We start from the raw sequence: 12260 nt of genomic DNA on the forward strand, positions 1-12260 counted from the left end.
CACCCGTTCTCCGACCTCCGGGAGTGAGCTGTGACGTCCGACGGCGCGCGCGCCCGTCCGAGCACCGGCGAGACCTGCCCGCACCGCACGCCGTACGGCGACGCCGGCGGGCCGCCGTACGGCGTGCGGCGCGGCGGCCCCCCGGCGCCGCCGCCGCGGGCCGCGCACGCCGGGGCGGCCGGAGTGGCCGGAGTGGCCGGAGTGGCCGGAGTGGCCGGGGCGGCCGGATGAGCCGGGGTCCCGCACCGTCCGCCCTGGACGCCGACGTGGTCGTCCTCGGCGCCGGAGCGGCCGGGCTGAGCCTGGCGCACCGGCTGGCCGAGACCGTCCCCGGCCGCCCGGTGACGCTGGTCGAGCCGCCCGCCGGCCCGCTGAGCCCGCCCGAGCGCACCTGGTGCCACTGGACCCGCGGCGACGACGACCTCGGCCCCGCGGTCGCCGCGTCCTGGCCGCGGCTGCGCGTCCACGGCGCCGACGGGCGGGCGGTGACCGTGGACCCGGCCCCGCTGTGCTACCGGATGATCCGGTCCGCGGACTTCGAGCGTCTGGTGCACGCCCGGCTGGCCGCCGCCCCCGGCGCGCGCCTCCTGCGGGCGACCGCGCAGGAGGCGCGCGACACCGCCCACGGCGCCGAGGTGCGCTGCACCACGCCGGACGGCGGCGCCCTCCGGCTGACGGCCCGGCACGTCTTCGACTCCCGTCCGCTGCCCGCCCTGCCGCCGGCCCGGACCCGGCTGCTCCAGCACTTCCGCGGCTGGTTCGTCCGCACCGCGGTGCCCCGGTTCGACCCGTCGGTCGCCGACCTGATGGACTTCCGCGTCCCCCAGCCCCGCCACGGCCTCGCCTTCGGGTACGTCCTCCCGCTGGCGCCCGACCGGGCGCTGGTCGAGTACACCGAGTTCTCCCGGACGCCCCTGTCCACGGAGGCGTACGAGGTGGCGCTGCGGCGGTACTGCCGCGAGGTGCTGGAACTCGGCGCGTTCACCGTGGAGTCGGCGGAGCAGGGCGTCATCCCGATGACGGACGGCCGGTTCCCCCGCCGGGCCGGCCGCTCGGTGTTCCGGATCGGGACGGCGGGCGGCGCGACCCGGCCGGCCACCGGCTACACCTTCGCCGCCGTGCAGCGGCAGAGCAGGGCGGTGGCCGCCGCCCTGCGCGCGGGCCGGGCGAGCGTGCCGCCGCCGTACGGGCGGCGGTCCCTCGCCATGGACGCGGTGCTGCTGCGGGCGCTGGACACCGGCCGGGTCGACGGCCCCGCCTTCTTCACCGACCTGTTCCGCCGGGTCCCGGCGGAACGCCTGCTGCGCTTCCTGGACGGCGGGACCTCGCTCCCGGAGGAGTGGAGCGTCGGACTGCGCACCCCCGTCGGCCCGATGCTCCGGACCGCCCTCGAACTGCCCTTCCTCCCCCGCCGCCACCGGCCCACCGCACCCACCGCCCGCACCGCACCCACCGGAGAGAGCCACCGATGACACCGCCGTCCACCACGCGCCCGGCCCAGGGCGCGCCCCACCGCGCCCGCGCGGCCCGGCGGGGCCGTGACCGCAAGGCCGAGATCCTGATGCCCGCGCCGGGCCGGGACCGTTTCACACCCGGTGACGCGCCCGGTGTCGCCGTGGTCGGCGGCGGCATCGCCGGTCTCGCCGCGGCCACCCTGCTGGCGGAGCGCGGCGCCCGGGTGACCCTCTACGAGCGGGGCGAGACGCTGGGCGGCCGCCTCGCCGGATGGCGCACCCGCCTCGCCGACGGCTCCGAGGCCACCATGAGCCGCGGCTTCCACGCCTTCTTCCGCCAGTACTACAACCTGCGGGGCCTGCTCCGCCGCACCGATCCCGGGCTCGACCGGCTCCGGCCGCTGCCCGACTACCCGCTGCGGCACAGCGGCGGGCTGACCGACAGCTTCGCCCGGGTGCCCCGCACCCCGCCGTTCAGCGCGCTCGGGTTCGTCGCCCTCAGCCCCACCTTCGGCGCGCGCGACCTGGCGTCGATGGACGCCCGGGCCGCGCTGCCGCTCCTGGACGTGCGCGTCCCCGAGGTGTACGAGCGCTTCGACGACGTGAGCGCGACGGACTTCCTGGAGCGGGTCCGCTTCCCGGAGGCCGCGCACCACCTGGCGTTCGAGGTGTTCTCCCGCAGCTTCTTCGCCGACCCGCGCGAACTGTCGGCGGCCGAGCTGCTCCTGATGTTCCACATCTACTTCCTCGGCTCCTCCGAGGGCCTGCTGTTCGACGTGCCGTCCGAGCCGTTCCCGCAGGCGCTGTGGGAACCGCTGGGCGACTACCTCCGCGGCCTGGGGGCACGGGTGCGCACCGGCACCCCGGTCCACGACGTCCGGCCGGGCGAGGACGGCGTCGAACTGCGCACCGACGACGCCGTGGAACGGCACGAGGCCGTGGTGCTGGCCCTCGACCCCGGGGCGCTGCGCGGGCTGACGGAGGCGTCGCCGGAGCTCGGCACCCCCGCCTGGCGGGACGACGTGGCCGCCCTGCGGACCGCGCCGCCCTTCCTGGTCTCCCGGTTCTGGCTGGACCGGCCGGTACGCCCCGACCGCCCGGGCTTCCTCGGCACCAGCGGCTACGACGGGCTGGACAACATCAGCGTCCTGGAACGCTACGAGGGCGAGGCCGCGCGGTGGGCCGCCCGCACCGGGGGGTCGGTGGTGGAACTGCACGCCTACGCCGTCCCCGCCGGCGCCGACCGGCAGGAGACGCAGGACCGGCTGCTCGCCGGTCTGCACCGGGTGTATCCGGAGACCCGTGAGGCCCGGGTGGTGGACGTCCGGCACGAGTGGCGGGCGGACTGCCCCTTCTTCCCCGTGGGCTCCCACCACCGGCGGCCGGCCGTGCGCACCCCCCATCCGCGGGTCACGCTGGCCGGCGACGCGATCCGCTGCGACCTCCCGGTCGCCCTGATGGAACGCGCCGCCACCACGGGTTTCCTGGCCGCCGGCGCCCTGCTCGACCAGTGGGGAATCCGCGGCCAGGTGCTGTGGACGGTGCCCCGCGCGGGCCGGTCGCCCGCGCTGCGGGCCCTGAGCGCCCTCGCCGCCCGCTGACCCCTCCCCCGGGGTGTACGTCCCCGCCGCGCGCGGCGGGGACGTACACCCCGGCAGTGACACCCGGGCCTCACCCCGGGAAGCGCCCCGTGCTGCGCAGCGCCCAGCGGCGTTCGGCGTAGTCCAGGTCGTCCCGCCAGAGCCGCCCGGCGGTGCGCCGCATCAGCGGCCGCAGCACGGGCGCGGCGGCGCGGGCGAGGGCGAAGCCGGGCCGGTCCGAGGCGGCGACCACCGCCTCGACCACGGCGGTCCGCGGCCGGGGGTCGTCCGGGGCCGTCAGCGGCGTCGCGTGGGTCTCCACCACCGAGGTGCGCCCCTCCCCCTCGGTGATCCGCATGACGACGGTGCGCGGCTCCGGGGCGGTGAACTCCGCCCGCACCGGCACCACCAGCCGCCCGGCCACCCGGAACGAGACGTCGACGACGAACACGTCGTCGTCCTCTCCCCGGGGCGCCCCGGCCACCGTCAGGTCCACGAACGAGTACGGGTGGAACCACGAGCCGTGCCAGGGGTCGAGCCGGTTGGCGACCACGTCCTCGGGCTCGCACCGCCCCACCGCCGTGAACACGGCGTCCACGCCGCTGCCCGTCCGGGGCCGCGGCGGGACCACGGGGAGGTCCGTCGGCTCCTCGCCGCCGACTGCGTCGAGCCGGACCCACACCAGCACGCCGTCGTCGTGCACCGGGTAGGGCTCCCAGCCGGCCTTCGGCCCGCCGTCCAGGGCCAGGCCGTGCCAGTGGCAGACCAGGGTGCCGCAGGCCACCCGGCTGTCCTTCAGCGGCGCGCCCAGGTGCGGGCACACCCCCGGACCGGCCCGCAGTTCCCCGGACTCCGACCGCCACAGCACCACCTCGACGCCGCCGACGGTCCGGCCGTAGGGGCGCTCGCCGACGCGCACCTCGCGGGAGGCGCCGACGACGAACCAGTTGCCCGAGGGCCGGGCCGAGGCCCGCTTCAGGGCCTCGGCGATCAGGGCGGGGCGCGCCTCGCGCCAGGTCGGCGGCTGGGCCGCCCAGTCCGTCCGGCGGCCCAGCCTGCGCAGCGGGGACGTCCAGCCGGCACGGTCCGATCGGTCGCTCACGTCACCGGTCCTCTCGACGGGAGCGCCACGCCGTCCGGGCGGGGCGCGGGGCGGGCGGCGGTGCGGGCCCGGGCCCGCGCGCCGGCGATCTGTACCAGTCCGGCGGCCGCCGTGGCCGCGCGCCGCGCCCCGGACACCACGGCGCGGCGGTGCAGCACCGCGTACCCCTGCTCCGCGATCGCGTCGAGGATCCCGGAGTAGAGGATGAACGCGGTGCGGACGCAGGGCCGGGTGCGCGGGTCGAGCAGCGCGATGCCCGGCACCGCCTCGCGGTAGATCTTCCTGGTCAGCGCCTCGGCGGCGAGCAGGGCGTCCCTGATCCGCGGGTCGCGGCGGCCGGTGCGGCGGCTCCACTCCAGCAGGGGCCGGTCCACGCCGTGGGCGCCGAGCAGGTCCGCCGGCAGGTACACGCGGCCGCGGTCCAGGTCCTCGCCCACGTCCCGCAGGAAGTTGGTGAGCTGGAACGCCTCGCCGAGGGCGGCGGCGTAGGGCGCCGCCTCCTCCCGCGGCACGGTGGTGCCGAGCACGGGGAGCATCTGCAGCCCGATCACCGCGGCCGACCCGTGCATGTAGGCCTTCAGGTCCGCGAACGTCGGGTAGTCGGTGACGTGCAGGTCGCTGCGCATCGAGGCCAGGAAGTCGGCGAAGAGCTCGTGGCCGATGCCGTACCGGCGGGCGGTGTCGGCGACGGCCAGGACGACCGGGTCGTCCGCCTCCCCGGTGCGCAGGGCGAGCGCCAGGTCGTCCTCCAGCCGCCGCAGCGCGGTGTCGCGCTCCCGGGGCGTCCGGTGCCGCGCGTGGTCGTCGACGAAGTCGTCGGCCCGGCGGGCGAAGCCGTAGAGGGCGTGCACGGCGGACCGGCGTTCCACCGGGAGCAGGCGGGTAGCCAGGAAGTACGTCCGCCCGTGGCGGGCGTTGAGTCCGCGGCACCGGGTGTAGGCGGCGCGCAGCCCGGGGTCGGTGATCCGGGCGGCATCGAGTTCACGACGGGTCATGGACGCCTGCCGGGGTCGCTGGGGCGGGCCGCGCGGCGCGCGGCCCGGACGGGAGGGAGGTGACCGTCCGGCGGGGGGAGCCGCCGGTGACGCGCGCGGCGGCGAGCTTGCCGCTGAGCAGCACCGTCGGGACCCCGACGCCGGGGGTGGTGCCGCAGCCGGCCAGCACGGCGTTCTCCACGCCGCGGATCAGGTTGCGCGGGCGGAACGGGCCGGTCTGGGCGAAGGTGTGGGAGACGGAGAAGGGGCTGCCGGCCGCGTGGCCCTGCGCCGTCCAGTCCAGCGGCGTGATCAGCGCCTCCTCCTGCACGCTGTCCGCGAACCCGTCGAGCCCGCGGCGTTCGAGTTCGGCGACGAGGCTGTCCCGGTAGCGGGGCCCGAGGTCGCGCCAGGTCTCCGCGGAGGGCCCCACGGCGGTGTTGGGGCAGGGCGCCAGCACGTAGTGGAGGTGCCGGCCCGCCGGGGCGAGACGGGGGTCGTGCGTCGTCGGCCGGGTGATCAGCAGCGAGGGGTCGCTCATCAGCCGTCCCGAGCGGGTGAGTTCCTCGAAGGTCTGCTCCCAGGCCTCCCCGAAGGAGAGGGTGTGGTGGGCCAGCGAGTCCCAGGTGCGGTCCGTCCCGGCGTGCAGGACGACGGCGGACGGCGAGTGGCGCAGCCGCACCGGTCGCCTCGGGGCCCGCCCGAGGAGCTCGTGGGCGGCGGGCAGTTCGCAGGTGAGCACCACGGCGTCGCAGGCGATCCGCTCCCCGGAGGCCAGCCGCACGGCCCGCACGCGGTCCCCGGAGCGTTCCAGCTCGGTCACCTCGGACGACCAGCGGAACTCCGCCCCGGCGCCGGACGCGGCGTCCGCCATCCCGCGCGGCAGCGCGTGCATGCCGCCCTTGGGGAACCAGACGCCGGCCACGGTGTCCATGTAGGCGATCACCGCGTACGCCGCGAGCGCCCTGGCCGGGGCGACCCCCGCGTAGAGCGCCTGGAAGGAGAAGACGCGGCGCAGCCGGGGGTCCTGGAGGAACCGGCCGATGCCGCGGTCCAGCCGCCCGAACCCGCCGAGCGCCGCCAGCCGGGCCAGGTCCGGGTGCAGCAGCTGGAAGGGCGAGTCGAAGTTGGCGTCGACGAAGCGCCGCATCTGGGCGCGGTACAGCCGCTCCAGCCAGTCCCGCAGGCGGCGGTAGCCGTCCGCCTCGGCGGGGCCGGCGAACCGCCGGACCTCCTCCTCCATGGCCTCGCCGTCGGTGTGCACGTCGAGCGCGGTGCCGTCGGCGAACCGGGCGCGGTAGGCCGGGTGCAGGGGCATGAGCTCCACGTGGTGGCGGAGGCTGTCGCCCACCGCCGCGAACGCCTCGTCGGCCAGGTGGGGCATGGTGAGCACGGTGGGGCCGGTGTCGATCTCGTACCCGCCGAGGCGCAGGCGTCCGGCGCGGCCTCCGGGGCCGGCGTCCCGCTCGACGACGGTGACGCGGCGTCCCGCCCCGAGCAGGTGCAGCGCGCAGGCGAGGCCGGACAGGCCGGCGCCCACCACGACGACGTGGTCCGTGGGACCCGGTACGGTCCTCATGCCGCCTCCCCCGCGCCCTCGAGGGCGACGCCCGCGGCCAGTCGCACCAGGGCCGCGAACTCGGCGCGCACCGCGGGTGGGGCGCCCGTGCGGTCGAAGTGCCGCAGGGCGGTGGCGGCCAGTTCCCCGATCCGCGCCTCGACGGCGTCCCGGGCCCCGGTCCGCGTCAGCGCCGCGCGGACCCGCTCCAGGTCCTCGTCCGACCCGGCCTGCGGGCCCGCGGCGAGCGCGGTGGCGGCCTCGGCGTCACCGGACGCCGAGGCGAGCCGGATGCCCGCGGCGAGCAGGTAGGTCAGCTTGCGGGCGCGCAGGTCGTCGCCGGCCGGCTTCCCGGTCAGCGCCGGGTCGCCGAACGCGCCGACCAGGTCGTCGCGGAGCTGGAACGCCAGCCCGGCGCACCGTCCGGCGAGCCGCAGCGCGTCCAGGACCGCCCCGTCCGCCCCGGCCAGGGACGCGCCCAGCGCGAGGGGGCGCTCCACGGTGTACAGGGCGCTCTTCAGGGTGGCGATGGTCACCGCCTCCTCCATGCCCGACGCGCCGGTGGCCTGGGCGCGGACGTCCCGGTACTGGCCGGCCGCCATCTCGCGCCGCATGGCCCGCCATTCGCCCAGCAGCCGCCCGCCGTGCGGCGAGCCGAGCGCGGTCGCCGCCGCGAGGTCGTCCGCCCAGACGAGGGCCAGGTCGCCGGCGAGCACGGCGGCGGACAGCGCGAAGGTGCCCGGCGGTCCGGTCGTCCGCGCGTCCTCGTACAGGTCCGCGAACTCCACGTGCAGGGCCGGGCCGCCGCGCCGCAGCGCGGACCCGTCCATCACGTCGTCGTGGACCAGCGCGCACGCCTGCACGAGTTCCAGGGCCGCGCCCGTGCGGAGGACGGGCGTGGCGTCCCCCGTTCCGCCGGCCGCCCGCCAGCCGCACCAGGCGAAGGCGGCGCGCATCCGCCTGCCGCCGCGCCGGACGAACGCGGCGAGGCGTTCGGCGACGTCGTGGGCGAACACCGGGTCCGTGTCACGCGCCTGGGCCAGCGCCTCGTCGAGGACGCCGGCGAGTTCCGCCTCGACCGCCCGGACGGCCTCGCGGGCCGTGAGCGGACCGTCGAGCGGCCTGACCGGTTCGGCCACCGTGAGCCGCACTCCCAGCATGCACAACCCCTCTTCACTCTCGGTCACCTGCACGCCTGTGCTTCGGCCGAAAGACGGTGGATGGATGCGCTGATCCCTGCCCGTTCCGAGCCCCCTTGGGGACCGGGGTCACTCCACCGGCCCTGCCCCCGTCCCCACCCCGGGCGTACAACGCCCCTCCGGTGGGGGTGCGAGCGGGGCGGGAGGCGCAGCGAGCCGCGCGCGGGACGACGGGGCGGCGCGGTGAGCCGCGGTCAGCCGCGGTCAAGGGGAACGTGGGAGGGACGCCCGCGCGGAGGGAGTGCGGCCGGGGGCGGAAGCCGGCCCCCGGAAAAGGCGGACCCCGCCGCGGACGGGCCGCGGCGGGGTGGAGGCGAGGGTGAGGAGAACCGTTACCGCAGGCCCGTGCGGCGGCGCAGCGCCGCGCTCAGCAACCGGTCCACCAGCTCCCCGTACGACACGCCCGACTCCTCCCACATCCGCGGGTACATGGAGATCGGCGTGAACCCGGGCATCGTGTTGATCTCGTTGATCACGAACTCCCCGTCCTCCGTGAGGAAGAAGTCCGCCCGCACCAGTCCCTCGCAGGACGCCGCGTCGAACGCCTCGACGGCGAGCCGCTGCACCTCCGCCGTCTGCTCCGGCGTCAGCGGGGCGGGCACGATCCCCGCCGCGGAGTCGATGTACTTGGCCTCGAAGTCGTAGAAGGCGTGGCTCTGCGCCGGGGGGATCTCCGCCGGCACGCTCGCCCGCGGCCCGTCCTCGAACTCCAGCACGCCGCACTCGATCTCGCGCCCCACCACCGCCGCCTCGACGATGATCTTCGGGTCGTGCGACTGCGCCTCGGCGATCGCGTCCTCGAGCCCGGACAGGTCGTCGACCTTGGTGATGCCGATGGAGGAGCCGGCCCGCGCCGGCTTCACGAACAGCGGCCAGCCGTGGTCGCCCGCCAGGTCGACGATCTTCTTGCGGGCGGCCGCCGGGTCCTGCTCCCACTCGCGGGGGCGGATCACCACGTACGGGCCGACCTTCAGGCCGAAGGAGGTGAAGACCCGCTTCATGTACTCCTTGTCCTGGCCGACGGCGGAGGCGAGCACGCCCGCGCCGACGTACGGCAGGCCGGAGAGCTCCAGCAGGCCCTGCAGGGTGCCGTCCTCGCCGTAGGGGCCGTGCAGGACGGGGAAGACCACGTCGATCTCGCCCAGGGTCTTGGCGACCGAGCCGGGCTCGCTGTAGACGACCTCGCGGCTGGCGGGGTCGACGGGGAGCACCACGCCGCCCTCGGTGGACTCGGCGAGTTCCTCCACGGCCGGGACGACACGGTCGGTGATCGCCATGCGGTCGGGCTCGTCGGCGGTCAGGGCCCAGCGCCCCTCCCGGGTGATGCCGACCGGCAGGACGTCGTACTTCGTCCGGTCGATCGCGCGCAGCACGGCGCCCGCGGTGACGACGGAGATGCCGTGCTCGGAGCTGCGTCCTCCGAAGACGACGGCGACGCGCGGCTTGCGCTGCGGTTCCTCGGCGGTCGGCTCAGGGCTCTGGGGGAGGTTCTGGGTGCTCATAACGGATTGAGCGTACCCGCTGGTTCCGCGACGGTCAGCGGGCGCGGTCGGCCGCGCGGACGATTCGCCCGGTCTGCCCCCGGGGAGGGGGCCGACCGGGCGTAGGGCCACGACCAGCGACGTTACGGCAGCGCCGCGAACCGGGGCCTGCGGCGGCCTGCGGTCAGCGCCGTTCCGGCTTGGGGTCGCGCCCCATGAGCTCCTTGAGGGCGACGACCGGCGGCTTGCCCTCGTGGACGATCTCCACGACCATCTCGGTGATCGGCATGTCCACCCCGTGCCGGTGGGCGAGGTCGCGCACCGACTCGCAGGACTTGACGCCCTCGGCGGTCTGCCGGGTGACCGCGATGGTCTCCTCCAGCGTCATCCCCTTGCCGAGGTTGGTGCCGAAGGTGTGGTTGCGGGACAGCGGCGAGGAGCAGGTGGCGACCAGGTCCCCGAGTCCGGCGAGGCCGGCGAAGGTGAGCGGGTCGGCGCCCATGGCGAGGCCCAGCCGGGTGGTCTCCGCGAGCCCGCGGGTGATCAGCGAGCCCTTGGCGTTGTCGCCGAGGCCCATGCCGTCGGCGATGCCGACCGCGAGGCCGATGACGTTCTTGACCGCGCCGCCCAGTTCGCAGCCCACCACGTCGGTGTTGGTGTAGGGCCGGAAGTACGGGGTGTGGCAGGCGGCCTGGAGGCGGCGGGCGACGGACTCGTCGGCGCAGGCCACGACGGCGGTGGTGGGCAGCCGGGAGGCCACCTCGCGGGCCAGGTTGGGCCCGGTGACGACGGCGACCCGCTCCGGATCCACCTTGGCGGCCTCGGAGATCACCTCGCTCATCCGCATCGCGGAGCCGAGCTCGACCCCCTTCATCAGGGAGACCAGCACGGTGTCGGGGGCGAGCAGCGGCGCCCAGGCGGCCAGGTTGCCGCGCAGGGTCTGGGAGGGCACCGAGAGGACGGTGAGGTCGGCGTCCCGGGCGGCCTCGGCCGGGTCGGCGGTGGCCCGGATCCCGGCGGGCAGTTCGACGCCGGGCAGGTAGTCGGCGTTGACGCGGGTGGAGTTGACGGCCTCCACGACCTCGGGGCGGCGGGCCCAGAGGGTGACCTCGCAGCCGGCGTCGGCGAGGACGATCGCGAAGGCGGTGCCCCAGGAGCCGGCGCCGAAGACGGCCGCCTTCACCGGGCGTGCACCGGAGGGTCCGGGTCCGGCGGGTCCGGGTCCGGATTCGGCGGGGACGGGTCGGGTCACTTTCCGTTCCCCTCCCCCGCCGTGGTGGCGGAGCCGGTCTGCTCGGCGGCCTGCCGGGCGGCCCTGCGGCGCTGTTCGAGGCGGATCTCGCGGGGGTCGTGGCGGACCTCGGGGGCCTTCTCGCCGCGGAGCCCTTCGAGCTGGCGGGTGATGGCGTCCATGATGACCTCGGTGGTCTCCTTGAGGACCTCCGGCGTCATCTCCCGGTCGTGGAAGCGCGACAGGTCGACGGGCGGCCCGGCCATCACGCGCACCGTCCGGCGCGGGAACAGGCTGGGCTTCTTCGCGTACGGCGGCAGTACCTCGTTGGCGCCCCACTGGGCGACCGGGATCACCGGGCACTTGGTGCTCAGGGCCACCCGGGCGGCGCCCGTCTTGCCGGTCATCGGCCAGACGTCGGGGTCGCGGGTGATGGTGCCCTCCGGGTAGAAGGCCACGCACTCGCCGCGTTTCACGGCGTCGATGGCGGCCCGGAAGGCGCTGAGCGCGTCGGTGGACTCGCGGTAGACGGGGATCTGGCCGGTGCCGCGCATCACGGCGCCGACGAACCCCTTCTTGAACAGCCCGCTCTTGGCGAGGAAGCGCGGCACACGGCCGGTGTTGTACTGGTAGTGCGCGTAGACGAGGGGGTCCACGTGGGAAATGTGGTTCACCACGGTGATGAAGCCGCCCTCGGCCGGAATGTTCTCCATTCCTCGCCAGTCCCGCTTCAGCAGAAGCACCAGCGGCGGTTTTGCGATGACCGCTGCGAAGCGGTACCAGAAGCCGATTCTGCGGCGAGGCACGCGCACACCTTCCTCTTGGGCCTTTCCGGCCGTACGGGGCCGGGGCCTGGTTCTTCGGGGGTCGTGGGTCGCACAAGTGTGGCCCCGGGCCGACCGTCTGTCGAGAACACCGTACGCCCCGCCCGCCGACGGCCGGCGCCCTGTCGCCGGACGGGCCGGGGGACAATGTGGGCGACAAGAGAGGGACGAACGCGCGTGCACTGGACCCTGGTCATCCCCCTGAAGCCCCTGGCGCGGGCCAAGAGCAGGCTGTCGGACGCCGCCTCGGACGGGCTGCGGCCGGGGCTCGCGCTGGCGTTCGCGCAGGACACGGTGGCCGCCGCGCTGGCCTGCGAGGCGGTGCGGGGTGTGGCGGTAGTCACGGAGGACCCGCTGGCCGCTCGGGAGCTGGGGGCGTTGGGCGCGCGCGTCGTCGCGGAGGCCACGGCGGGCGGCGGTCTGAACGCCGCGCTGGCCCACGGCGCGGCGGTGGTCCGCCGGGCACGACCCGCTGCCGCGGTCGCCGCCCTCAACGCGGATCTCCCGGCGCTGCGGCCTGCGGAATTGTCCCGCGTGCTGGCCGCGGCGGCGGAATTCCCCCGTGCCTTTCTCCCGGACGCCGCGGGAATCGGGACGACATTGCTGACGGCGTCCCCGGGCCGGGAATTGCGTCCGGAATTCGGGCCGGATTCACGGGCCCGGCACGCCGCGTCGGGCGCCGCCGAGCTGCTGCCCCCGGACGTGGAGTCGGTCCGCCAGGACGTGGACACCGGCGCCGACCTGCGGGCCGCGCTGGCCCTCGGGGTGGGTCCGCGGACGGCGGCGCTGGCCGCCCTCCTGCTGTCGGCCGGCCCCTGAACGGCGGCCGCCGCGCCGGGCGGGGCGCGGGCCCGCCG

Annotated in this window: 11 protein-coding genes; 4 read left to right on the top strand and 7 right to left on the bottom strand. The window is 76.2% G+C overall.

Annotated features, from left to right (window positions below; genetic code table 11):
* The first annotated feature begins 30 nt into the window (after positions 1–30).
* The 3 genes from ACWD3O_RS07300 to ACWD3O_RS07310 are packed head-to-tail and all read left to right on the top strand — an operon-like array spanning position 31 to position 3055.
* Positions 31–231 carry a hypothetical protein gene (locus ACWD3O_RS07300; protein WP_451415123.1) on the top strand — a complete coding sequence of 67 codons (201 nt, stop codon included), beginning with the start codon at positions 31–33 and terminating at the stop codon, positions 229–231.
* Positions 228–1472, top strand: coding sequence for a lycopene cyclase family protein (locus ACWD3O_RS07305; RefSeq protein ID WP_451415124.1), 1245 nt, complete (start codon positions 228–230; stop codon positions 1470–1472). The genes ACWD3O_RS07300 and ACWD3O_RS07305 overlap by 4 nt, the downstream gene beginning before the upstream one ends.
* Complete coding sequence (locus ACWD3O_RS07310; RefSeq protein WP_451415125.1) at positions 1469–3055, top strand: FAD-dependent oxidoreductase; 1587 nt, start codon at positions 1469–1471, stop codon at positions 3053–3055. The genes ACWD3O_RS07305 and ACWD3O_RS07310 overlap by 4 nt, the downstream gene beginning before the upstream one ends.
* 70 nt (positions 3056–3125) lie before the next feature.
* Here ACWD3O_RS07310 and ACWD3O_RS07315 read toward each other — a convergent pair whose 3' ends face one another.
* The 7 genes from ACWD3O_RS07315 to ACWD3O_RS07345 all read right to left on the bottom strand — a co-directional run bounded on the left by ACWD3O_RS07315 (position 3126) and on the right by ACWD3O_RS07345 (position 11385).
* Positions 3126–4136, bottom strand: coding sequence for a DUF5914 domain-containing protein (locus ACWD3O_RS07315; RefSeq protein ID WP_451415126.1), 1011 nt, complete (start codon positions 4134–4136; stop codon positions 3126–3128).
* Positions 4133–5131 carry a phytoene/squalene synthase family protein gene (locus ACWD3O_RS07320; protein WP_451412616.1) on the bottom strand — a complete coding sequence of 333 codons (999 nt, stop codon included), beginning with the start codon at positions 5129–5131 and terminating at the stop codon, positions 4133–4135. Before ACWD3O_RS07320 ends, ACWD3O_RS07315 begins: the two co-directional genes overlap by 4 nt.
* Positions 5118–6689, bottom strand: a complete 1572-nt coding sequence (locus tag ACWD3O_RS07325) for a phytoene desaturase (protein ID WP_451412617.1) — start codon at positions 6687–6689, stop codon at positions 5118–5120. Before ACWD3O_RS07325 ends, ACWD3O_RS07320 begins: the two co-directional genes overlap by 14 nt.
* The gene (locus ACWD3O_RS07330; RefSeq protein WP_451415225.1) at positions 6686–7828 is read right to left on the bottom strand and encodes a polyprenyl synthetase family protein; all 1143 of its coding nucleotides are present in this window, start codon (positions 7826–7828) and stop codon (positions 6686–6688) included. Before ACWD3O_RS07330 ends, ACWD3O_RS07325 begins: the two co-directional genes overlap by 4 nt.
* 371 nt (positions 7829–8199) lie before the next feature.
* Positions 8200–9369: a D-alanine--D-alanine ligase family protein gene (locus ACWD3O_RS07335; RefSeq protein WP_451412618.1), complete on the bottom strand. Its 1170-nt coding sequence runs from the start codon at positions 9367–9369 to the stop codon at positions 8200–8202.
* A 163-nt stretch (positions 9370–9532) separates the two neighbouring features.
* Positions 9533–10531, bottom strand: coding sequence for an NAD(P)H-dependent glycerol-3-phosphate dehydrogenase (locus tag ACWD3O_RS07340; protein ID WP_451415226.1), 999 nt, complete (start codon positions 10529–10531; stop codon positions 9533–9535).
* A gap of 65 nt (positions 10532–10596) precedes the next feature.
* Positions 10597–11385, bottom strand: coding sequence for a lysophospholipid acyltransferase family protein (locus tag ACWD3O_RS07345; RefSeq protein ID WP_451415127.1), 789 nt, complete (start codon positions 11383–11385; stop codon positions 10597–10599).
* Between the two features lie 195 nt (positions 11386–11580).
* On the opposite strand from ACWD3O_RS07345, the gene cofC reads away from it, so the two are divergent.
* Positions 11581–12222 (top strand): 2-phospho-L-lactate guanylyltransferase, encoded by a 642-nt coding sequence (gene cofC, locus ACWD3O_RS07350; RefSeq protein WP_451412621.1) that lies wholly within the window; start codon positions 11581–11583, stop codon positions 12220–12222.
* The last annotated feature ends 38 nt before the right edge of the window (positions 12223–12260 follow it).

This window comes from Streptomyces sp. NPDC002640, assembly GCF_053592575.1.

Excerpts from the sequence above, each read along its gene's own strand:
- ACWD3O_RS07305 (WP_451415124.1), top strand. The coding sequence starts at position 228 with ATGAGCCGGGGTCCCGCACCGTCCGCCCTGGACGCCGACGTGGTCGTC.
- ACWD3O_RS07310 (WP_451415125.1), top strand. The coding sequence starts at position 1,469 with ATGACACCGCCGTCCACCACGCGCCCGGCCCAGGGCGCGCCCCACCGC.
- ACWD3O_RS07320 (WP_451412616.1), bottom strand. The coding sequence starts at position 5,131 with ATGACCCGTCGTGAACTCGATGCCGCCCGGATCACCGACCCCGGGCTG.
- ACWD3O_RS07325 (WP_451412617.1), bottom strand. The coding sequence starts at position 6,689 with ATGAGGACCGTACCGGGTCCCACGGACCACGTCGTCGTGGTGGGCGCC.
- ACWD3O_RS07330 (WP_451415225.1), bottom strand. The coding sequence starts at position 7,828 with ATGCTGGGAGTGCGGCTCACGGTGGCCGAACCGGTCAGGCCGCTCGAC.
- ACWD3O_RS07335 (WP_451412618.1), bottom strand. The coding sequence starts at position 9,369 with ATGAGCACCCAGAACCTCCCCCAGAGCCCTGAGCCGACCGCCGAGGAA.